This window comes from Arenimonas sp., from assembly GCF_035312645.1.
Classification (GTDB): Bacteria; Pseudomonadota; Gammaproteobacteria; order Xanthomonadales; family Xanthomonadaceae; genus Arenimonas.
The window spans coordinates 1-21,521 of the sequence record NZ_DATGBO010000028.1 but is presented as its reverse complement, the minus strand read 5'-3'; the positions used below and the strand labels follow the sequence as shown (position 1 = coordinate 21,521).

The window sequence follows — 21,521 nt, the reverse complement described above, 5'->3', positions numbered from 1 at the left end:
GTGGTAGTCGTGGTGGTGCCGATGCGCGTCATGGGTCGAGTGGAACCGATGCGGCGGGGGCGTGTCAAGCGGTGGGAATCGGGAGACGGGAATGGGGAGACGGTGAGCGGTGAGCGGTGAGCGGTGAGCGGTGAGCGGAAAAAGCATATGGGCCTTCGTCATCCCCGCGAAGGCGGGGATCCAGCGTCTTTACGCTTCTTAATGTTGAAGGGTGAAGAACAAAGTCACTTGATGACCGGCTTTGCCGTTGTGAAGCGCCTCCCGCCTTCGCGGGGATGACGGACAGTTTCTTTCAGCGAATTTCGACCAATCAGCTTTCTTTCGCCAACAATTTCCCCAACACCGGCTCCAGCAATTCCCGACGCCAGCCTTCGAGTGCCTGCGGCCAACCGCGGCCTTCCAGCAGGGCTTCGAGATGCTTGCGCGCGCACAGCAATCCCTCGGGAATTTCCAGCGATTGCGCGATGCCGGCGACGGCTTCCTGCATCGCTTTCAGGCGCGGCTTGTCCAGGGTATCGCTGCTGCGGTTGAGCGGGATGTCGCGCTCGGCGTCGGTCAGTGGCGCGCTGAGCAGGTCCCAGAGTTCGCGGCGGGACTTGCGCGGTGCTTTCGGATTGCGATCGAGAACATCGCTGAAACGATGGAAATCCTCCGGCAGGCGTCGGCACAGCGCGACCGCGAGTTCGTTGTCTAGGATCCAGCTCTTCGGGCGATCGGCACGCCGTGCCTCGGCATCGCGCCAGCGCAGCAGCCTGCACAGCCGTGCCTGGCCGTCGCCGTCGAGCATCTGTGCGCTGCGTACGGCGAGGTGCGGGAAGCCATCGTCGACATCGTTGCGGGCATTGCGCACGGCGCGCTCGCAGTCGCTGTCCAGCCAAGCCAGGCGGCCGAGCTCGACGAGCTTTTCCTTGAGGATCGTATGCGCGGCATGCAGATAGAGCACATCGTCGGCCGCGTATTTGAGTTGCGATTCCGACAGTGGCCGGCGCAGCCAATCCGAGCGCGTCTCGCCTTTTTCCAAGGTCACGCCGGTCATCTGCTCAACCAGTTTCTGGTAGCCGAGGCCGGCGCCAAAACCCGCCATCGCCGCAGCCACCTGGGTGTCGAACAGGGGCGAGGGCACCACGCCGCAGCCACGCAACAGCGCCTGCAGGTCCTCGCTGGCGCTATGCATGAGCTTGGTTATCGCGGGATTTTCCAGCAGCGGACGCAGGGCCTCGGCCATGCCGGGCGCGAGCGGATCGACCAGCAATACCTCGCCGGGAATCGCCAGTTGCACCAGCGCCAGTTGCGGGTAATAGGTGCGTTCGCGGATGAACTCGGTGTCCAGCGCCACGATGTTCGGAACAGGCCAAGCCTGCAGTCGGGCGCGCAGCGCCTCGGGGCTATCGATCCAGTCGCTCACGGTGTCCTTTGATTGCCCAAAGCGGGCAGGTTAGCCTACAGAACCTCCGAGCGGGCCAAGGCAGTGTCGATGACCCGGCTGCGAATCGTGTTGTCCAGCGTTGTCCTGGCCTCCGCCCTGGCAGCCTGCAGTGATTCTCCAGAACCTGCGACGCCTTCTGCCGGCGGGCAAGCGCCAGCCTCGGCCGTCGCGCCTTCCGCTGGGTTGCCTGCCGCTGCGCCCACCGAGGCGCAGCCTTGGCAATTGGATCTGCCGCCGATCAGCGCTGCCGAAACCACATCGACGCTGGCGCGCGGGCGCCAGGCACTGGCGTCGGGACAGCTTGAACGCGGCGCCAGCCCCGGGCCGGGCGCGCTCGAGTTGTTTCTCGCCGTGGCGCATCTCGACCCCGCCAATGAAGCCGCGAAAGAAGGCTTGCGCGACACGCTGGCGAAGTTGCGTGACGACGGATTGCTGCGCATCCGTGATGGCGATCTGCGCGCGGCCGAGCGCATCGCGACGATCTGCGCCAGCGTCCTGCCCGACGATCCCGGCCTGCCCGATTATCGCAAGAGCCTGCAACAGGGCCATCGTGCCGACGCGTTGGTGAAGCAGGCGAACGCGCAGGCTGCGAAAGGACGCCTGCTCGCGCCCGCACATCCCAACGCTTTCGAATTGCTGCAGCGTGCGCGCGTGCTGGTGCCCGGCTACGCGCCAGCGCAGCGCAGCCTGACCTATTGGTATCGCGAGCGCCTCAAGGCCGCATGGATCGCCGCGAGCGCGGAAAATTTCCATGCGGCCGACATTCACCTGATCGAAGCGAATCGTTTGCAGCCCGGGTTGCCGGAGGCGCGGGTGATGGACCTGCGCATCATCGAGCTGCGCCAGGCGCTGACCGATGCCCTGCTTGTGCAGGGCAATGCCGCCGTCGACAAGCTCGCGCTCGACCAGGCCGATCGATCGCTGGCGCACGTAGCCGGGATTGCCGCGCAGAGTGCCGGCGTCGATGCTCTGCGCGAACGCATCGATCTGGCGCGGCATTACGGGCCGTTCAAGCCGGCGCAGGCGTTTGCCGAAACGCTCGCGGCCGGCGGTAGCGGGCCGGAGATGGTGGTGGTTCCGCACGGCGCCTACGTGATGGGTTCGTCCGAGCACGAAGCCCTGCGCAGTGCCGCCGAAAGCCCGGTGCATATCGTGCGCTTCGCACGCGGCTTCGCGATCGCGCGCAATGAACTGACCATCGCCGATTTCCGCCGTTTCATCGCCGCCAGCGGCTATCGCACATTGGCCACGCGCGAAGGACGCTCGACCGTCTACGACGAGAAAGGCGGGCTGATGAGCGAACACGCCGATGTCGACTGGCGTCGCGACGACATCGGCCGCGTCGCCGCCGCCAACCTGCCGGTGATGCATATCGCTTTCGAAGATGCGCAGGCTTATGCGGCCTGGTTGTCGAAGCAGACCGGCCAGCATTACCGCCTGCCCAGCGAAGCGGAATTCGAATACGTGCTGCGCGCCGGCAGTCTCAAGAAATATCCCTGGGGCGATGCGCCGCCGGATCGCCTGGTCGGCAACCTCACCGGTGATGGCGATCAATCTTTGAGCGGGCGGCGCTGGGCGAACGCGATTCCAGGTTATCGCGACGGTTTCTGGGGCACGGCGCCGGTGCGCAGTTTCGTCGCGGAAAAATTCGGCACCTACGACATGATCGGTAATTTGTCGGAATGGACGCTCGATTGCTGGCATGACAGCTACCAGCGCGCACCCGACGACGGCAGCGCCTGGATCAACCCCGGTTGTGCGCAGCGGGTGGTGCGCGGCGCCTCCTGGGACAGTTCCTTGGATCAGGCGCGATCGGCGTTTAGACTGCCGATGGATGCCAACAGCACCAGTGCGCGCCTGGGGTTCCGGGTCGTGCGCGAACTCTGAATGGAGAACACGCGATGCGCATAGATCCTGTGGGAAGCCAGCCGAGTTACAGCGACGGCGTGCAGCGTCGTTCGGGCGGCCTGCGCTGGTGGGTGATCCTGCTGTTTGCGGCATACGCGGGTTATTACTGGCTGTCGAACCAGACGGTGGACCCGTACACCGGCCACAAGTCGATGATCGACACCTCGATCGAGGAAGAAGCGGCGCTCGGCCTGCAGGCCTACCAGCAGGTGCTGACGCAGGAACCGGTGCTCGACGCTTCGTCGGATGCATCGCGCCAGATCAAGGCGATCGCGCAGCGGCTGGAAGCGCGCGCAAACGACGTCGAGGATTACCTGGCTGCAGAGAACGGCACGACGCCGAAACATATCGCCGACAGTTTCCAGTGGGACGTGAGCGTGATCCAGTCGCAGGAAGCGAATGCCTTCTGTCTGCCCGGCGGCAAGATGGCTGTCTACACCGGCCTGATCCCGATCGCGCAGAATCAGGACGCGATGGCGGTGGTGATGGGCCACGAAATTTCCCACGCACTGCTGCGCCACGGTTCGCAACGTATGGCGCAGCAAAAGCTCGTGCAGATCGGGCAGATGGCGGCAGGCGTGGCGATCGGCAACATGGATCCGCAGCAGCAGCAGATGGTGATGTCGGCGCTGGGCGCAGGCACGCAGTACGGCGTGCTGCTGCCGTTTTCGCGCGACCACGAATCGCAGGCCGATGAAGTCGGGCTGATGCTCGCGGCGGCGGCCTGCTTCAATCCGCACGAAGCCATTCCGTTGTGGCAGCGCATGTCCGCGCAATCCAACGGCCAGCGCCCGCCGGAATTCGCCTCCACTCATCCAGACCCCGCCAACCGCATCGAGCACCTGCAGGCGCTGATGCCGAAGGCCGAGAAGATCTACGCGAAGTTCTGCTCGGGCGCGGCGCCGCAGTAGCAACGCATGTAGGAGCGATGGCAATCGCGACATCGTCCGCAGCGATGCGTATCAATGCAAACAGGCGACCTTCGGGCTAGCTGCCACCGCGGCAAGCATAGTCGCGATTGCCATCGCTCCTACACCAACAACTAAAAACTGATGAACAGGCCGCCGTTGACCGGCAGGTTGACGCCGGTGAGGTAGGACGTGGTTTCGTCGCAGAGGAAAACCACGCTGCGGGCGATGTCTTCGGGTTTTCCGATGCGGCCGGCGGGGATCGCAGCGATGATCTGCTGGCGCTGTTCTTCCGGAATCGCGTCGGTCATTGCCGTCTGGATGTAGCCCGGGCTGATGCTGTTGACGGTGACGCCCTTGCGCGCTACTTCCCGCGCCAGCGCCATGGTGAAGCCGTGCATGCCGGCCTTGGCGGCGGCGTAGTTGGTCTGGCCGAACGCGCCGGTCTGGCCGACGATCGAGCTGATGTTGACGATGCGTCCGAAACCGCGTTCGCACATGCCGTCGACCACCTGTTTGCAGAGATTGAACACGCTGTCGAGATTGACGCGCATCACTTCGTCCCAGAGGCCGGCATCCATCTTGCGGAAACTCGCGTCGCGGGTGATGCCGGCGGCATTGACCAGCACCGATACCGGGCCGTGGTTCTTTTCGACGCGCGCGACCAAGGTTGTGCACTCTTCGAAACGGCCGGCATCGACGCTTTCGACATGCACATCGAGCCCGGCCATCGCCGCATGGAAGCGGGTCAGGCGCGCCGCATCGGCGGGAAGATCGGCGGCAATGACGCGATGGCCCGATTGCGCGAGCTGGCGACAGATTTCGCTGCCGATGCCGCCCAGGCCACCGGTCACCAGCGCGATGCGGCCGGTCATTGGCGGGCAGCGGCCCGCGTGCTGCGACGGCGGGTTTTTGCGGCGGGTTTCGCATGCGGCTTGCTGCTTTCCGGCGAAGCCGTCGGCGTCAAGCCATTGATCAGGCCCTGCTGCACGCCCTTCCAGATTTCCATGTTGCGTTCGGTGATCTGGTTGAGCAGGGACCAGGGCGTCTGCCCCATCAAACTTCCCAGCGTGCTGCGCAGTTGTTGCTGCTGTTCGTTGAATGCCTGCAGGCTGCGTTCGAGATAGCTGCCGATGATGCTCTGCAGGGAATCGCCATGCAGGCGGATGAGCGAGGTGAGCAATTGCGTCGAGAAAATCGGCTGACCGATGTCTTCGTGTTCGGCGATGATCTGCAGCAGCACCGAACGGGTCAGGTCGTTGCCGCTGCGGGCGTCACGGACTTCGATGCTCTCGCCTTCGATGATCAGTTGCCGCAGATCTTCGAGCGTGACGTAACTGGAAATTTCAGTGTCGTACAAACGACGGTTCGGATATTTCTTGATGATGCGGACTTGCGACATGACTCCCCCACTCCCCCGGATTGCGGACGAAAGGCGCCCGCGAAGTTCCCGAGCATCACCCGTCGGCGGCTCGCTTGCAAGTCGTCGGGGTGGTGAATTTTATGCACACGTGTTCGATGATTCAGACGGCAGCAAAACTGCTGCCATCGAGGCCGATATCGCTCGTGGGAACACGGTCCGGATCGAAATTTGTCAGCGCACGCTGCAACACGATTTCCATCCGGCCGTGGCCGAGTGCGCTGGCCGGCTGGCCCAGCAATGCGTAGACATGACGCAGCGCCGGCAGCGGATCGGCGGCGTCGATCGGCAGGCTCGCCAGGGATTTCCCGAGCTTGTTGCCGGCGTCGTCGCGTAGCAGGGGCAGGTGGGCGTAACGCGGAACGGGCAGGCCGAGACGCTCAGTCAGAAATATCTGACGCGGCGTGGAATCGATCAGGTCGGCGCCGCGCACGACATCACTGATCCCTTGCGCCGCATCGTCGACCACGACCGCGAGTTGATACGCCCAGAAGCCATCGGCACGGCGCAGCACGACATCGCCGACCTCGCGTTGCAGCGACTGCGAATAACGTCCGCGGATCGCATCGTCGAAAGACAGTTCGCGATCGGGAAGGCGCAGGCGATAGGCTTTGGTGCGCCCCGACGGTTGCGCGACGCAGGCGTGATGCAGGCCGTCGCTGGCGAACAGATCCGAACGCGAACAGCGGCAGGCGAAAGCATCGTCGCTGGCGATCAGCGTCTTCAGCGCGGCGGCGTACAAGTCATGGCGCCAGCTTTGCCAGACGACGGGAAGATCCGAATGCAGGCCGAACGCGGCTAGCGTGCGCAACTGTTCGGCGGCGGCGCCGCGAATTTCGCGCGGCGGATCCAGATCCTCGACGCGTACCAGCCATTCGCCGCCGTGATGGCGCGCGAACAACCAGCTGCCGAGCGCGGCGAGCAGCGAGCCCAGATGCAGGCGGCCGGTCGGCGAGGGTGCGAAACGGCCGCGGTAGGGGCGGGTCTTGTCAGGCAATGGCGGAAAGGCGATAACGAGGGAGTGCTTGAATTTACCAGCCCTGCCCACCATTTTTGACCCGACGCCGTCTGTCCGGCGAAGAGAGAAACCGCATGTTCAAGCGTATCGGCCTGTTTCTGGCCACCAATCTGGCCGTGATGGCCTTGCTCAGCCTGGTGTTGAGCGTGCTCGAGGGCTATTTCCATATCCGTCTGGGCAACACCGGCGTGACACTGGTGCTCGCGACGATCTTCGGCTTCGGCGGCGCGCTGATTTCCCTGCTGATTTCCAAATGGATGGCCAAGCGCAGCACCGGCATGCACGTGATCACGCAGCCGGCCAACGAGGTCGAAACCTGGCTGGTCGCGACGGTGCGTCGTCAGGCGGAGGCGGCCGGCGTGAAAATGCCGGAAGTCGGCATCTACGACGCGCCCGAGATCAATGCGTTCGCGACCGGCCCGAGCCGCAACAATTCCCTGGTCGCGGTATCGACCGGCCTGCTGCGCTCGATGAGCCGCGATGAAGCCGAAGCCGTTCTCGGCCATGAACTCAGCCACGTCGCCAACGGCGACATGGTGACGATGGCGCTGATCCAGGGCGTACTCAACACGTTCGTGATCGTGCTCTCGCGCGTGGTCGGCCGGATCATCGATTCGGCGATCTCGGGCAATCGCCAGGGCGGCGGCCTGGCGTATTTCGTGATCGTCAACGTGCTCAACCTCGCCTTCGGCATGCTCGCGCAGGTGGTGGTGATGTGGTTCAGTCGCTGGCGCGAATTCCACGCCGATGCCGGCGGCGCCAAGCTGGCCGGCAAGCAGAAGATGATCGCTGCGCTCGAACGCCTCGCGCAGAACCACGGCCAGAGCACCTTGCCGTCGGCGATCTCGGCCTTCGGCATTTCCGGCGGCATCGGGCACGGCCTGCAGAGCCTGTTCATGAGCCATCCGCCGCTGGAAGTGCGAATCCAGCGCCTGCGCGACGCTGCCTGAGGGCGGCTCGCAAATCCCGGAAAAGAAAAACCCGCCGTGAGGCGGGTTTTTTGTCGCGAAAGATTTTCTGCCGCGAAAGAACGTGCGTCAGCCGAACTCGTAGTTCATCGTCGGCGCCGGCGGTGCCAGGAAGTTGCCTTGCACCAGGTCGACGCCGATCGAAAACAGCACGGTCATGCTGCCGGCATCGGAAACGAATTCGGCGATGGTGAGCTTGCCGAGATTGCGCGCCTGCTCGGCGAACTCGCGGACCTTCTTCTGGTTGTCGGCATTCTTGGCCAGATCGACGATGAAGCTGCGGTCGATCTTGAGGATGGCCGGGTCGAAATGCGTGAGCATCTGGAAGGAGTTGAGGCTGGTGCCGAACTGTTCCAGGCACAGGCGGCAGCCAAAGGTGCTGATGATTTTCTGGAACGACTGCAGCGGTCGCAGGTGCGCGTACACCTTCGATTCCGGCAGCTGCAGCACGAGGTTTTCGCCCGATACTCCATTCGCCTTCAGCTGCGAGCTGATGAAATTGTGCAGGTCGCCCTCGACCAGCGAGCTCGGCGACAGCTTCACGTACAGCGTGGTCGCCTTGCCGGCCTTCTTGCGCTCGGACAGCAACTCGATCGTGCGCGCGACCACCCAGCGATCGATCTCGGTGAGCAGCCCGTGCTCCTCGGCGATCGGCATGAACTGCTCGGGCGCGACGATTTCGCCCGAGGGCGCCTTCATCCGCACCAGCACTTCGTAGTTCTCGTCGGTGTCGCCGGTGAGGCTGATCATCGGCTGGAAATTGAGCACGAACTGGTTTTCCGCCAGCGCTTCCTTGATGCGCGCCACCCAGGCCTGGATGCGTTCTTCCTCGACGCGATCGCGCGCGGCGGGATCGAAGATCTCGATGCGGTTGCCGCCGACGCCTTCGGCCGATTGCAGACATTGGTTGGATTTCGCCAGCACCTGCGGCACGCTGGCGATCTTCTCGCCGATCTGCACGCCGCCAATGCTCACTGTCATGGTGATCGACTGCTTGCCGAGATCGATCACGTGACCGTCGAAGGCGAGGCGGATCTTGTCGGCCAGCGCCAGCGTCTGGTTGTAATCATGATCGCGGCTGAGCACCGCGAAAGTGTGGTCGCCGAAGCGGGCAATGATCGGCTCGCCTTCCATGTTCTCGCTCAGGCGCGCGGCGACCTGTTTGAGCAGGTCGTCGGCCAGTGCCAGACCGATCTCGTCCATGCGCGCATCGTAGTTGTCGGGCTCGATCAGCAGCAGGGACTGCTTGCCCTTGCCGTCGGCCGCCGCGGCCACGACGACTTCGACCTCGGTCATGAAGTGCTGGCGATTGAACAGGCCAGTGACCGGGTCGCGCTGGCGCAGGGTGTCGAGTTCCTTGACCATCTCGGCATCGACGGTCTGCTGGCGGAACACGATCTGCAGGCAGGCTTCGCCTTCGTAGGTGGCCGGGGTGAACTCCATCACCGCGTCGAACTTGCTGCCGTCGGTGCGCTGCGCACCGATCTCGAGCTGGCGCGGCGGCGCCTCGCCCTTGCTGATTTTCTTGAGCAGCTGCTTGAAGGTCTCGGCATTGGCCGGCGCGATCAGGTCGAGCACCGACAGGCCCTCGATCTCGTCGAAATCTTCGAAGCCGAACATTTCCAGATAGGCGGCGTTGGCGCGGATGTGCATGCCTTCGTGGACGTAGGCGATCGGATCGCGCGAGGAAGCGATCAGCGCGTCGCAGCGGCGTTCGGTCTCGCGCAGCGAGGCTTCGAGATGACGAAGGCCGCGGCGCGACAGCAGAGCGTGGAATTCGTTGCGGACGACGAACTGCACGTGCTCAGGCTTGGTGCGCAGCGCGACATCGCGGCCGCCGGCGGCGATCGCCGCCAGCACGGTGGCTTCATCGAGGACGGACGTCGCGGCGAGCACCGGGATGTCCTTGCCGGTCGCCTCGACGCGCTTGGCGACGGTGGCGAAGGGAATGTATTTGGCATTGAAGCTGGCCAGCACCATGTCGATGCTTTGCCCGGAGAGCAAGGTGTTGAGCTCTTCCTCGGACTCGGGTCGTTGCGGGCGAATGGCCATGCCGCCATTGCGCAGCATGCTGATGAGGTGCTCGGCGTCTTCCAGCTGGTCTTCGACCAGAAGCAGGCGAATCACGGCGTCCTGCTGTGCCATCGACGGCACTCCTTACAGTTCAATGACTTGCTCAGGGGGCTTCAGACAATACCAGAAGCCCGGCGCGGAATGCCATCTATAGCGGGGTCTTGCTGGCCGCACCGGCGATTTCGCGGACCAGACGGGGCACCAGATAGCCCGGCAGGCGATCCTGCAATTGCTGCTGCAGCTGCAGCGCACGGTCATCATCGACCTCGAAATGCGCAGTGCCGGCGACGCGGTCGAGCTGGTGCAGGTAGTAGGGCAGCACGCCCAGCGCGAACAGGCGCTCGGAGAGTTCGGCGAGGACTTCGATGTCGTCGTTGACCCCGCGCAGCAGCACGGCCTGGTTGAGCAAGGTCACGCCGCGTCCGCGCAGGGCCGCCAGCGCCGCGGCCACGGAATCGTCGAGTTCCAGCGCGTGATTGGCATGGATCACCACGACCACCGGCCAGGGCAGGGACGACAGCCAAGCCAACAATTCGCCGTCGACGCGTTCGGGCAGTACCACCGGCAGGCGGGTATGCAGGCGCAGGCGCCGGATCTGCGGCAGCGTCTTCAGCGCATCGGTGAGTTCGACCAGCTTGCCGGTCGCCAGCGACAGCGGATCGCCGCCGGAAAGCAGGACTTCGCTGATGCTGGGGTCGGCGCGCAGATAGTCGACCGCTGATTGCCAGTGATTGGCGGCTGCGGTCTCCTCGGCGTAGGGGAAATGCCGGCGGAAACAGTAGCGGCAGTGGATCGCGCAGCTGCCGGTGGCGATCAGCAAGGCGCGGCCTTCGTACTTGTGGATCAGCCCGGTGGCGCCACGCGCGGCGATGTCGCCGACCGCGTCGAGTCCGAACCCGGGCACCAGCAAATCTTCGTCGGTGATCGGCAGGACCTGGCGCAGCAGCGGATCGTGGCGATCGCCATGGCGCATGCGGGCCGCGAAACCGCGTGGCACGCGCAGGGGGAATTGCGCGCAGGCGGCATCGGAAAGGCTCGCCGACAACGCCTCCAGACCCAGCAGCGACAGCAGCTCGCGCGGATCGCGGATGGCATCGCGCCAGAGCGCTTGCCAGGACTCGCGGCGGACGGCTTGGGCTTGGGGAGTCAGGGGCTGGGCGGTTATCATGTTGGGCTAGCGCAGGGCCGTCGGCCCCGTGATCGTCCCCACATTGTAGCCGCCGCCAACGATGGCAGCACCGGCAGCGGCAGTTTCCCAGGAGTTTTGTGATGGCCAGCTATGGCATGAACGACGTCAAGAACGGCATGAAAATCATCGTCAATAGCGAGCCGTGCGTGATCACCGATACCGAGTACGTGAAGCCGGGCAAGGGCCAGGCCTTCACCCGCATCAAGTACCGCTTCATCAAGACCGGGCGCGTGGTCGAGCTGACCATGAAGGCCACCGACAACCTCGAGGCTGCCGATGTCATGGACACCGATATGCAGTTCCTCTACAGCGATGGCGAGTACTGGCATTTCATGCAGCAAGAGACCTTCGAGCAGGTCCAGGCCGACGCCGCCGGCGTGGGCGAGACCGCGAAGTGGATCAAGGGCGAGGAGGCCTGCGTGGTGACGTTGTGGAACGGCACGCCGATCGCGGTGCAGGCGCCGAACTTTGTCGAACTCAAGATCGTCGAGACCGATCCGGGTGTGCGCGGCGATACCTCGGGCGGCGGCGGCAAGCCGGCCAAGCTCGAAACCGGCGCCACGGTGCGCGTGCCGTTGTTCGTCAACCAGGACGAGATCATCAAGGTCGACACCCGCTCCGGCGAGTATGTGGGTCGGGTGAAGTAACAACTTCCCGTCATCCCGGCACAGGCCGGGACCCATTTTGATTTTCCATCAAGAGCAAATGGGTCCCGGCCTGCGCCGGGATGACGAAAAAACGGAAACAAAACATGACCGAAACCACCCGACAGCCCTGTGATCTCCTGATCGAAGCCGGCTGGGTGGTGCCGGTCAATCCGCACGGCGTGGTCCTGGTCGATCACGCCGTCGTCGTTTCTGGCGACCGCATCGTCGCGCTGTTGCCCCTCGCCGAAGCACGCGAACGCTTCGCACCCGCACAGACGGTGTCCCGCCCCGATTCGGTGCTGATTCCCGGCCTGGTCAATGGCCACACGCACAATCCGATGACCCTGATGCGCGGCGTCGCCGACGATCTGTCGCTGATGCCCTGGCTGCACGAGCATGTGTGGCCGATCGAGGGCGCGGTGATGAGTCCGGAATTCGTCGCCGACGGCGTCGAGCTGGCGGTTGCGGAAATGCTCCGCGGCGGCACCACCTGCTGCAACGAAAGTTATTTTTTCCCCGATGCCCAGGCCGCGACGTATCGCCGGCTCGGCTTCCGTGCCCGTGTCGGCTTGCCGGTGATCGAATTTCCCTCGGCCTGGGCGGCGAGCACGGCGGAGTATTTCGACAAGGGCCTCGAGGTCTACGACAACTACCGCAGCGATCCGCTGGTCAGCCTGAGTTTCGCGCCGCATGCGCCGTACACGGTCAGCGACGAATCCTTCGAACGCATCCGCATGCTCGCCGAGCAGCTCGATCTGCCAGTGCACGTGCACGTGCACGAAACTGCGCAGGAAATCGCCGATTCGCTCAAGCAATACGGGCAGCGCCCAATCGCGCGACTCGACCGCCTCGGTGTGGTCAACGAGCGTCTGATCGCCGTGCACATGACCCAGCTCATCGATGCCGAGATCGCGCTGTGCGCCGAACGCGGCGTGTCGGTGCTGCATTGCCCGCAATCCAATCTCAAACTCGCCTCGGGGTTCAGCCCGGTCGAGAAATTGCGTCGCGCCGGCGTCAATCTCGGTCTCGGCACCGACGGTTGTGCGAGCAACAACGACCTCGACATGTTCGATGAAATGCGCACCGCCGCCTTGCTCGCCAAGGGCGTGGCGATGGATGCGACCGCGCTCGATGCCGCCAGCGCGCTGCGTATCGCCACGCTGGGCAGTGCGAAGGCCCTGGGCCTGGACGAGCACATTGGTTCGATCGAAGTCGGCAAGCAGGCCGACCTCACCCTGATCGCGATGGACGCGCTGGAAACGCAGCCGATGTACAACGCGATCTCGCACCTGGTCTACGCGACCGGCCGGCATCAGGTCAGCGACGTCTGGATCGCCGGCCAACGCAAGCTCGCCGATCGCGAACTCGTCGGTATCGATGTCGACGCATTGCGCGCCAAGACGAGGCAGTGGCAGCAGCGCATCGCCGCGATCGGGAACAAGCCATGACCACGGTCAATGTCAGCCAGGCCGAGATCGGCAAATTCGGCGAGCTCGCCAACCGCTGGTGGGACGAGCAGGGCCCGCAGCGCGCGCTGCACGAACTCAATCCCGCACGCCTGGGCTACATCGCCGAACGCGTCACTTTGCGCGGCGCGCGCGTGCTCGATGTCGGCTGCGGCGGCGGTTTGCTCAGCGAGGCGCTGGCGCGCGCCGGGGCAGATGTCGTGGCGCTCGATCTCGCACCCGAACTCATTGAGATCGCCCGCCTGCATCTGCTCGAGTCGGGCCTGAAGGTCGACTATCGATTGCAGGCGGTCGAAGCGCTCGCGGCGGAATCCGCCGGCAGCTTCGACGCCATCGCCTGCATGGAAATGCTCGAACACGTTCCCGATCCTGCGTCGGTGCTGCGTGCTTGTGCGAGTCTGCTCAAACCAGGCGGCAAGTTGTTCGTTTCCACGCTCAACCGCACGCCATTGGCGTTCGCGGTGGCGATCGTCGGCGCCGAATATCTCGCCAACGTGCTGCCCAAGGGCACGCACGACTACAAGAGTTTCATCCGCCCGGCGGAATTGTCGGCGTGGTTGCGCGACGCCGGTCTTGATCTCGTCGATGTCAGCGGCCTCGCTTACGACCCGGTGCGGCGCAAGGCCTGGGTGAACCGGCGCACCGACATCAACTATCTCGCCTGCGCGGTGAAGGCGTGAGCGAAAGTCGTTTCGCGGCGGTGGTGTTGTTCGATCTCGACGGCACCCTGGTCGACAGCGCGGTGGATCTGCTCAACGCACTCAACGTGATCGCCGAACGCGAAGGACGCGCGCCGCTGCCGCTGGCGGCGATCCGGCCGGTGGTGTCGAAAGGTGCGCGTGCGATGCTGGCGGTGGCGTTTCCCGACCGCGACGAAGCCACGCGCAATGCCCTGGTGCCGGCATTTCTCGCTGCCTACGAAGCTTCCGTGGCCACGCACAGCACGCCGTTCGCGGGCATCGATGCCGTATTGGACGCGATTGAAACCGCGGGCTCGCGCTGGGGCATCGTCACCAACAAACCTTATTACCTGGCCAAGGCCGTGATCGCCTCGATGCAGTGGAGCGAGCGTTGCCAGGTGCTGATCGGCGGCGACACGCTGCCGCGCAAGAAACCCGATCCCGATCAGTTGCTACTCGCCTGCGATGCGCTCGGCGTCGTGGCTGGCGATTGCGTATACGTCGGCGACGACGAGCGCGACATCATCGCCGCGCAGCGTGCCGGCATGAAATCGGTCGCGGCGCTCTGGGGTTATCGCGAGGCGCACGAGGATCCGCGTGCCTGGCATCCGGATGTTCTCGTCGATGCGCCCGCGGACCTGCTGCGGGTCGGCGTACTGCAGCGTTGAGCACGACATGAGCGAACCCGTTTCCGCGATTCCTGCGGCCATCGTGCATTACGTCGGCAAGTGGCAGTCGCGCGAGCCGGAAATGCGCGTGCTGCAGGTCTTCTGCGCGCCGTCGCAGCAGACGCGCTTCTGCGCCTGGGGCGCGCTGCTGCATGAATTGCGCGAGGCCTTGTTCGAACTCAGCGATGCGCGCGTCACCGCCGTGAAAAGCGGCTGGTGGGCCGAGGAATTGCTCGGCCTCGCGCAGGGTCGGCATCGACACCCATTGACCGAAGCATTGGTCGGCAGCGATGCGCCGTGGTCGGATCTTGGCCGCGCATTGTTGTTGCAGACTGGCGACGATGCCCGTCATGCCGATACGTCCGAGGCGATTGCGGCATTGCTGCCACTGGCGCGGTCTGTGCTCGCCGTCGAATCGGCGTTGTTCGAAACGGCCCTGTTCAAAGCGCGCAGCAGCGATGCCGCCGCGCGCGGTCTCGCCATCCACTGGCTATTGCAGCGCCTGCCGCAAGGTCTGGCGAGCGAGGATCGCGCACGTATCCCGATGCATCTATTTGCGCGTCATGGACTCACCGCCGAACAACTCGCAGCCGGGCAGGGCGAACCCTTGTTGCGCGATTGGACTGGTGAATTGCTGCGTGCGTTGCCAGCGTCGACCTCCGACGCCTCGCTGTTGCGGCGTGGCCGCCTGCGTTTCGATCATGCCCGCCTGGCACGTCTCAGCGACGGCAAGGGCTTCGGCGAATCGCCGGCACTGGCCACGCTCTGGCGTGCCTGGTGCGCCGCACGCGTTGCCTGACGCGTCGTCTGAAGCGCGCGGTGGGAACGAGCGTCGATCCAGGCAGCGACGCGCGATCGAATCGGCAACATCGTCAGGTCTCGCGTAACGGAAAACGAACGGGAACACCGAAGAACTGACGTTTTTCGGCGGGAATTCGTCGCCGGCTATCGTCGCCGCGTTGTTATTGCGCCCGCGCTTCCGGCAGACTGCGCGAAATCATTGCGCGCAGGGGCAGCATGAATTGGGTCTTGGGAATCATCGGGGCATTCGTCGGCGCAGGCCTGTCTGAAAGTCGCTGGCTGCTCGGCGCGGTATTCGGATTCGCCATCGCCTGGTTGCTGATGTCGCTGCTGGAATTGCGGCGTCGGGTCGATGCCCAGGATCGCGAGTTGCAGGATCTGCACATCAGATCGCGCACGCCGGCGCCTGCTCCCGCCTTCCGCGCGCCGATCCCCGACGTCGTTCCGACACCCGCCGCTGCTTCGGCACCGATCGTGCCGGAGACGCCCATCGCGGCGCCCGGCGCCGAGGCCGCAGCGGTATCGCCGATGCCACCGCCGATGCCATCGCCGCAGCGCGAGCCGCCGCCGATCCCCGCCAACTATCGCGCAGCGAGTACTTCCGAACCGCTGCCGCCGGGCATGGACGAGGCCAGCATCGCTGCCGCGCGTGCGCGTTTCGCCGAGCGCAACGGCGCTGCTGCGACCGCCGACACCGACGCGAAATCGCCTTCGCCCTCGTTCTCGAGTGCGCGCGTGCGTGCGCCGCGTGAACCAGGCTGGGACGAGAAATTCATCGCGCGCGTCAAATCCTGGTTCACCGAAGGCAATGTACCGGTCAAGATCGGCGTGCTGGTGTTGTTGCCCGGCGTCGCCGCGCTGCTGCGCTATGCCGCGGAACTCGGCTATTTCACCTTCCCGGTCGAATACCGTTTTATCGGCGTCGCCATTGCCTCGATCGTCGCGCTCGCTTTCGGTTTCCGCGTTCGCGAATCGCGGCCGGCATTCGGCCTCAGCCTGCAGGGCGGCGCGATCGGCATCTTGTTGCTGACGGTGTTCGCTGCGTACTCGCCTTATCAGTTCCTGCTGCCCAACCAGGCGTTCGGCCTGATCGTGGTACTGGTCGCAGGTGCCGCACTCCTTTCGGTGCTGCAGAAAAACATGCCGCTGGCAGCGCTGGGTTTCCTCGGCGGTTATCTCGCACCGGTGCTGATCAACAGCGGCAGCAACAACTACGTCGGCCTGTTTTCCTATTACGCCGTGCTCAATGCCGCGGTGTTCGCGATTTCCTGGAAGCAGAGCTGGCGCCTGCTCAACCTGATCGGTTTCGCCTTCACCTTCGGCGTCGGTTCGGTCTGGGGCGCGAAGAATTACCAGCCGGCGATGTTCGCCACGGTCGAACCGTTCCTGATCCTGTTCTTCGTGTTCTACGTGGTGATCGGCCTGTTGTACGTGATCCGGCAGACTGAATACCGCCGGCCCTGGGTCGACGGCACGCTGGTGTTCGGCACGCCACTGGTGGCGTTTCCGCTGCAGGCGATGCTGCTCAAGGACGACAAGATGTCGCTGGCCTTCAGCGCGCTGGTCGTCGCCCTCGTCTATGCCGGGCTGGTGTTCTATCTGCGCCGTCGTCGCGACGAGCGCCTGCTCACCGAAGCCTACGGCGCGCTCGCACTCGGTTTCGCGACGCTGGCGATTCCGTTGGCGTTCTCGGCCGGTACCACGGCCACGCTCTGGGCGCTGGAAGGCGCCGGTGTCGCCTGGTTGGGCATCCGCCAGAAGCGCACTTTCCCCTGGCTCAGCGGCCTGCTGCTGCAGATTCTCGCGGCCGGCTCGTACGTGATCCACCTGTTCAACGACGACCATGGCTATCTCGTTGCGAACAATCTGCTGCTCAACGCCGAATGGTTCGGTGCGGTGATCCTGGCGTTCTCGGGTTACGCGCTCAGCCTGATCCATGATCGCCACCGCCCGATCCGCGCGTTGTCGGCGCTGCTGTTCCTGTGGGCGACCTTCTGGTGGATCGTCGCCGCCTGCACGCAACTCGACGCCGCCGAAGCGCGCATGAGCCTGTGGACTTTCAGCATGGGCTATCTCGGCGCGAGCGTGGCGATCGCGGTCGTGCTGCGGCATGTGCTGGGCTGGTTGCGGTTGAACTGGCTGCTGCCGCTGGCGGCGCTGTTCGGAATGGGTATGGTGTTCTACGCGCAGGAAGAATTCGGTTCACCGCTCAATGCCAGTGCGTTGCCGATGTGGCTGCTGTTCGCGGCGGTGATGGCGGCGGCGCTGCGTGGCGCCGGCAATCTTGCGGCGGAAAATCTCGCGTCGCGCAGTCTCGCCGTCGCGCACGTGCTCGGGCTGTGGACGATCGCGCTCGCGGCGACGATGCAGCTCGAGCACATCAGCGACACTCAGCAGCTGGCACAGGGTTGGCGCTTCGTCGCCGACGTCGCACCGGTCGCGTTGATGACGTTGGGCCTGTGGCGGCGCCCGGACCTGTTCGCCTGGCCGCGTGCGGAAGTTTTCGCGGGCTATCGCATTGGCTGGTCCGGTTTGGCGATCCCGATGCTGGTGCTGGCTTTCCTGGTCGGCCTGTTCCTCGAAGGCAGCGCGGCGCCGTTGCCGTATCTGCCGCTGCTCAATCCGTTGGAACTCGGCCTGTTGGCGATCGCAGCAATGCTGGTGTTGAAGTTGCGCGACAGCGGCAGGGATTTCAGCGGCGTCGTCCGCCTCTGGCCGGTGTTGGGTTTCGTCTTCATCACAATGACCACGCTGCGCGCCGTGCATCACTGGCATGGCGACCCCTGGAGCCCGGAGATCCTCGCTTCCGGATTCACGCAGACCAGCCTGACCGTGATCTGGAGCCTGCTCGGCGTCGGCAGCATGCTGCTCGGATCGCAGCGCCGGCACCGGCCGTTGTGGATCGGCGGCATGGTGTTGATGATTCTGGTCTGCGGCAAGTTGATGCTGATCGACCGCGGCTACATGGGCAATCTGCCGGGCATCGTGTCCTTCCTCGCGGTCGGCCTGCTGCTGGTCGGCGTCGGTTACTTCGCGCCATCGCCACCGAAACACGCCGAGGAGAGCGCTGCATGAGAGCCTCGTTGATTTTTCTGGGTCTGTTGGTCGGCGCGAATGCACAGGCCGCAACGCCGAATGATTTCGCCAAACAATGGCCGGTGACGGCGAGCGATGAAGGCGCGTATGCGCTGGTACTCGACGAATCGGTGTACCGGCAGACCGTACGCAGCGATCTGTCCGACATCGCCGCGTTCAATGCCGACGGCGAGGCGCTGCCGTTCGGGCCGATGCCGGCGAGTTATTGCCCGCCGCCGAGTCGCTGGCAGGACGTCGCCTGGTTCGCCGTGCCCGGCGCGCGCAGCGCCGATGCCGGCGATCTGCATCTGCACGTGAGCCGCAGCAGCGCTGGCGATCTGCAGCTCGATGCCAACGTCGGCAAGACACAGGAAGAAGGTGCGCAGTCGTTGCTGATCGACGTCCGCGCCAAGGATCACGAGATCGAGGCGATGGCGTTCGACCTGGTCGCGGGCGCGCCGGATTTCAGCGCTGCCGTGCGCATCGAGGCCAGCGATGACCTGCAGCATTGGGACACCGTCGTCGATGCAGCCACGTTGGCGCAGTTGCACCAGAACGGCCAGGTGCTGTCGCGCCGGCATGTCGAATTCGCCGCAGTGCGCGCGACCTATCTGCGCGTGAGTCCGCTCGACGACAACACGCGCCTGCCGGTCACCGCCGTGCATCTGCAGGTGCGCCCGCCAGGCCCGCGTGTCGAGCCGCCAGCGCGACGCTGGTTCGCCGCCGATGCCGCGACCCGCGACGGCCGTGCCTTCGTCTACAAACTGCCGGCGCGCATTCCGGTCGAGCAACTGGCCATCGATCTTGCCGACGACAACACCGTTGCCGACTTCACCATTTCCACGCGCGACGACAGCAAGGCCGGTTGGCAGTACTTCGGCACGCTGACCGCGTTCCGCCTGCGCGGCGCCGGCCTGGCGTTGGACAACGAGCCGATGGATCTGTCGACCACGCGCGCACGCGAATGGCGGATCGAGCCGAACATCGAACTGGCCAAGGCGCCGAGCGTGAAATTCGCTTATCGCCCGGAAACCTGGTTGTTGCTCACGCATGGCCGCGCGCCATTCGTGATCGCCGCCGGCAGCCCGCGCGCGAGCCGCAGCGATTTTCCGCTGGAAGCGCTGGTCGGCCAGATCCGCGGAAAATATGGCGTCGACTGGCAGCCGCAGGCAACGACGCTGGGCGCGATGAAAGACGCCGGCGGCGTCGCCGCGCTCGCGGTCTACGGCAAGGACGAGCAACGCAACTGGATTCTCTGGGGTGTATTGCTGCTCGGCGCCACGCTGGTGATCGCGATGGTGCTCAAGCTGCTGAAATCACCGCCCGCCTGATTTCGTAGGAGCGATGGCAATCGCGACAGGGGCTTGCGATGAAAAGATCCTCGCGGCGATCTTGTCGCGATTTACCGGCTTTGCCGTTGAAAACCCATCGCTCCTACTGCGGATTCGCTTTCGGATCGACCAGCAGTTGCGGATCGACCCGCACGCCGAACCAGTTCATGCCCCAGTGCATATGCGGCCCGGTGGCGCGACCGGTGGCGCCGACCAGGCCAATCACCTGGCCTTGCTCGACGCGGTCGCCGACTTTTACGTCGATGCGGCTCATGTGCAGGAAATTCGAGCTCACGCCGTGGCCGTGGTCGATCAGCACGGTGCCGCCGGTGAGATAGAGATCGGTGTTGGCGAACGTGACGATGCCCGCGGCCGGGGCCTGGATCGCGGTGCCTTTGGGCACGGCGACATCGAGGCCAGAGTGCGGTGATTTCGGTGTGCCGTTGTAGACGCGCTGGCTGCCGAACACGCCGCTGATGCGACCGACCACGGGCCAGATGTAATGCACGTCGTAATCGTTGCGGTCGTCGTCGCGCAGGCGCGCCGCGCTGACTTCGGCTTGTTCGCGTTCGATGCGCGCGGCGATGTCCGGCGGCGGATTCACCGTCGCTTCGGGGACGCCGTCGACGCGTTCGAGCGGAAAATCGCGATTGATGATGGTGATATTCGTGGTCAGGGTCAGGCCACCCGGTGGCGTGACTTGCAGATGGGCGATGCCGGTTTGCTCGCGGGCGACACCGAACACGAAGCGACCGTCGGCGGAGACGCGCAACACCTTGTCGTCGTAAACCACGCGGCTGCCGGGCGCCACGCGGCCGAACGCGAGGCTGCCCTGCGGTACCTGCGTCGGAACCACCATCTTCGTGTCGATCGGCGCCGACATCTGCGTCGAGCGCACCGGCGCCGTCGCGCAGGCAGCGCAGGCCAGCATCAGCAACACCGCGAGACCGTGTTTCATCGCGCGAACTCCAGACGCCGACCGACCGGCGCGCCGACCAGTTGTTTTCCGTCCCAGGCCAGTTCGCCGTTGACGAAGGTCGCGGCGACTCGCGCATCGAAGCGCTCGCCTTCGAACGGCGACCAGCCGCAGCGGCTGATCACGCTTTCGCGCGTCACCAGCGTGCCGCCGTAGGGCTCGACCAGCACCAGATCGGCGAAATAACCTTCGCGCAGGAAGCCGCGTTCGGCGATATCGAAACGCTGCGCCGGCGCGTGGCAGATCTTGCGTACCAGATGCGGCAGGCTGAAGTGGCCGTCGTGCACTTTCTGCATCGCGCAGGCGAGGAAGAATTGCACCAGCGGCAGGCCGGACGGCGCCTTCTCGTATTTCTGCTGCTTCTCGTCCCAGGTATGCGGCGCATGATCGGTGGCAAGCACGTCGACGCGGTCCTCGGCGACGGCGCGGATGATCGCGTCGCGGTCGCTGGCTTCCTTGATCGCCGGATTGCACTTGATCAGGTTGCCCAGGCGCGCGTAATCGGCGCGGGCGAAATGCAGGAAGTGCACGCAGGTTTCGGCGGTAATGCGCTTGTGCATCAGCGGACCGGGTGCGAACAACTGCAGTTCTTCGGCGGTGCTGATGTGCAGCACGTGCAGCGAGGTGTCGAAGCGCCGTGCGAGTGAAATCGCCAGTTCGGTCGACTTCAGACAGGCGGCGCGCGAGCGGATTTCGCCGTGCAGGTCGACCGGGATGTCGTCGCCGTAGATCGCGCGTGCCTTGGCGATTTCAGCATCGATCATCGGCGTGTCTTCGCAGTGCGTGATGATCGGCGTCGGGCATTCGGCGAACATCGCCTCCAGCGTTTTCGGATCGTCGACCAGCATGTTGCCGGTCGATGCGCCCATGAAAATCTTCAGGCCGGGCGTGGTTTTCGGATTGATGCGGCGGATGTTTTCGAGGTTGTCGTTGCTGGCGCCGAAATAAAAGCCGAAGTTCGCGCGCG

18 protein-coding genes are annotated in these 21,521 nt (G+C 64.8%); 10 read left to right on the top strand and 8 right to left on the bottom strand.

Translation table 11 applies throughout. From position 1 onward, the window contains the following. Nucleotides 1-310: 310 nt before the first annotated feature. A complete protein-coding gene (gene rnd, locus VKM35_RS02250; protein ID WP_324317911.1) occupies nt 311-1,405 on the bottom strand; it encodes a ribonuclease D in 1,095 nt (364 codons plus the stop codon). 243 nt (nt 1,406-1,648) lie between these two features. Here rnd and VKM35_RS02245 point away from each other — a divergent pair, with 243 nt between their 5' ends. Then, entirely contained in the window at nt 1,649-3,313 is a 1,665-nt protein-coding gene (locus tag VKM35_RS02245) for a formylglycine-generating enzyme family protein (RefSeq protein WP_324317909.1), read from the top strand. A gap of 14 nt (nt 3,314-3,327) precedes the next feature. Further along, a complete protein-coding gene (locus VKM35_RS02240) occupies nt 3,328-4,245 on the top strand; it encodes a M48 family metallopeptidase (RefSeq protein ID WP_324317907.1) in 918 nt (305 codons plus the stop codon). A gap of 131 nt (nt 4,246-4,376) precedes the next feature. Here VKM35_RS02240 and phbB read toward each other — a convergent pair whose 3' ends face one another. From phbB to gluQRS, 3 genes are all read right to left on the bottom strand, one after another. Next, the gene (gene phbB, locus VKM35_RS02235; protein WP_324317905.1) at nt 4,377-5,117 is read right to left on the bottom strand and encodes an acetoacetyl-CoA reductase; all 741 of its coding nucleotides are present in this window, start codon (nt 5,115-5,117) and stop codon (nt 4,377-4,379) included. Beyond that, nucleotides 5,114-5,644 carry a polyhydroxyalkanoate synthesis repressor PhaR gene (phaR, locus tag VKM35_RS02230; protein ID WP_324317903.1) on the bottom strand — a complete coding sequence of 177 codons (531 nt, stop codon included), beginning with the start codon at nt 5,642-5,644 and terminating at the stop codon, nt 5,114-5,116. Before phaR ends, phbB begins: the two co-directional genes overlap by 4 nt. A gap of 121 nt (nt 5,645-5,765) precedes the next feature. Continuing rightward, nucleotides 5,766-6,659: a tRNA glutamyl-Q(34) synthetase GluQRS gene (gluQRS, locus tag VKM35_RS02225; protein ID WP_324317901.1), complete on the bottom strand. Its 894-nt coding sequence runs from the start codon at nt 6,657-6,659 to the stop codon at nt 5,766-5,768. 95 nt (nt 6,660-6,754) lie between these two features. Between gluQRS and htpX the strand changes: the two genes are divergently transcribed. Beyond that, nucleotides 6,755-7,630, top strand: a complete 876-nt coding sequence (gene htpX, locus VKM35_RS02220; protein WP_324317899.1) for a protease HtpX — start codon at nt 6,755-6,757, stop codon at nt 7,628-7,630. Nucleotides 7,631-7,717: 87 nt separating this feature from the next. Here htpX and VKM35_RS02215 read toward each other — a convergent pair whose 3' ends face one another. Together VKM35_RS02215 and epmB are read right to left on the bottom strand one after the other, a co-directional pair. Continuing rightward, nucleotides 7,718-9,793 carry an EAL domain-containing response regulator gene (locus tag VKM35_RS02215; RefSeq protein ID WP_324317897.1) on the bottom strand — a complete coding sequence of 692 codons (2,076 nt, stop codon included), beginning with the start codon at nt 9,791-9,793 and terminating at the stop codon, nt 7,718-7,720. Between the two features lie 76 nt (nt 9,794-9,869). Beyond that, the gene (epmB, locus tag VKM35_RS02210) at nt 9,870-10,889 is read right to left on the bottom strand and encodes an EF-P beta-lysylation protein EpmB (RefSeq protein ID WP_324317894.1); all 1,020 of its coding nucleotides are present in this window, start codon (nt 10,887-10,889) and stop codon (nt 9,870-9,872) included. A 101-nt stretch (nt 10,890-10,990) separates the two neighbouring features. On the opposite strand from epmB, the gene efp reads away from it, so the two are divergent. From efp to VKM35_RS02175, 7 genes are all read left to right on the top strand, one after another. Then, nucleotides 10,991-11,557, top strand: a complete 567-nt coding sequence (gene efp, locus VKM35_RS02205; protein ID WP_324317892.1) for an elongation factor P — start codon at nt 10,991-10,993, stop codon at nt 11,555-11,557. Nucleotides 11,558-11,661: 104 nt separating this feature from the next. Next, complete coding sequence (locus VKM35_RS02200; RefSeq protein ID WP_324317890.1) at nt 11,662-13,005, top strand: TRZ/ATZ family hydrolase; 1,344 nt, start codon at nt 11,662-11,664, stop codon at nt 13,003-13,005. Further along, nucleotides 13,002-13,703: a bifunctional 2-polyprenyl-6-hydroxyphenol methylase/3-demethylubiquinol 3-O-methyltransferase UbiG gene (gene ubiG / locus VKM35_RS02195; protein ID WP_324317888.1), complete on the top strand. Its 702-nt coding sequence runs from the start codon at nt 13,002-13,004 to the stop codon at nt 13,701-13,703. The genes VKM35_RS02200 and ubiG overlap by 4 nt, the downstream gene beginning before the upstream one ends. Continuing rightward, complete coding sequence (gene gph, locus VKM35_RS02190) at nt 13,700-14,371, top strand: phosphoglycolate phosphatase (RefSeq protein ID WP_324317885.1); 672 nt, start codon at nt 13,700-13,702, stop codon at nt 14,369-14,371. The genes ubiG and gph overlap by 4 nt, the downstream gene beginning before the upstream one ends. Before the next feature lie 7 nt (nt 14,372-14,378). After that, nucleotides 14,379-15,170 (top strand): hypothetical protein, encoded by a 792-nt coding sequence (locus VKM35_RS02185; RefSeq protein ID WP_324317883.1) that lies wholly within the window; start codon nt 14,379-14,381, stop codon nt 15,168-15,170. Nucleotides 15,171-15,388: 218 nt separating this feature from the next. Continuing rightward, nucleotides 15,389-18,247, top strand: coding sequence for a DUF2339 domain-containing protein (locus VKM35_RS02180; RefSeq protein WP_324317881.1), 2,859 nt, complete (start codon nt 15,389-15,391; stop codon nt 18,245-18,247). Beyond that, a complete protein-coding gene (locus tag VKM35_RS02175; RefSeq protein ID WP_324317879.1) occupies nt 18,244-19,578 on the top strand; it encodes a DUF3999 domain-containing protein in 1,335 nt (444 codons plus the stop codon). The genes VKM35_RS02180 and VKM35_RS02175 overlap by 4 nt, the downstream gene beginning before the upstream one ends. Nucleotides 19,579-19,681: 103 nt before the next feature. On the opposite strand, the gene VKM35_RS02170 is transcribed toward VKM35_RS02175, so the two are convergent. Beyond that, nucleotides 19,682-20,536, bottom strand: coding sequence for a M23 family metallopeptidase (locus VKM35_RS02170; protein WP_324317877.1), 855 nt, complete (start codon nt 20,534-20,536; stop codon nt 19,682-19,684). Further along, nucleotides 20,533-21,521 (bottom strand): amidohydrolase family protein (locus tag VKM35_RS02165; protein WP_324317875.1); only part of this gene is annotated, 989 nt, incomplete at its 5' end. The genes VKM35_RS02165 and VKM35_RS02170, both read right to left, overlap by 4 nt.

Excerpts from the sequence above, each read along its gene's own strand:
- VKM35_RS02240 (WP_324317907.1), top strand. The coding sequence starts at position 3,328 with ATGCGCATAGATCCTGTGGGAAGCCAGCCGAGTTACAGCGACGGCGTG.
- phbB (WP_324317905.1), bottom strand. The coding sequence starts at position 5,117 with ATGACCGGCCGCATCGCGCTGGTGACCGGTGGCCTGGGCGGCATCGGC.
- phaR (WP_324317903.1), bottom strand. The coding sequence starts at position 5,644 with ATGTCGCAAGTCCGCATCATCAAGAAATATCCGAACCGTCGTTTGTAC.
- htpX (WP_324317899.1), top strand. The coding sequence starts at position 6,755 with ATGTTCAAGCGTATCGGCCTGTTTCTGGCCACCAATCTGGCCGTGATG.
- VKM35_RS02215 (WP_324317897.1), bottom strand. The coding sequence starts at position 9,793 with ATGGCACAGCAGGACGCCGTGATTCGCCTGCTTCTGGTCGAAGACCAG.
- epmB (WP_324317894.1), bottom strand. The coding sequence starts at position 10,889 with ATGATAACCGCCCAGCCCCTGACTCCCCAAGCCCAAGCCGTCCGCCGC.
- efp (WP_324317892.1), top strand. The coding sequence starts at position 10,991 with ATGGCCAGCTATGGCATGAACGACGTCAAGAACGGCATGAAAATCATC.
- VKM35_RS02200 (WP_324317890.1), top strand. The coding sequence starts at position 11,662 with ATGACCGAAACCACCCGACAGCCCTGTGATCTCCTGATCGAAGCCGGC.
- ubiG (WP_324317888.1), top strand. The coding sequence starts at position 13,002 with ATGACCACGGTCAATGTCAGCCAGGCCGAGATCGGCAAATTCGGCGAG.
- VKM35_RS02185 (WP_324317883.1), top strand. The coding sequence starts at position 14,379 with ATGAGCGAACCCGTTTCCGCGATTCCTGCGGCCATCGTGCATTACGTC.
- VKM35_RS02180 (WP_324317881.1), top strand. The coding sequence starts at position 15,389 with ATGAATTGGGTCTTGGGAATCATCGGGGCATTCGTCGGCGCAGGCCTG.
- VKM35_RS02175 (WP_324317879.1), top strand. The coding sequence starts at position 18,244 with ATGAGAGCCTCGTTGATTTTTCTGGGTCTGTTGGTCGGCGCGAATGCA.
- VKM35_RS02170 (WP_324317877.1), bottom strand. The coding sequence starts at position 20,536 with ATGAAACACGGTCTCGCGGTGTTGCTGATGCTGGCCTGCGCTGCCTGC.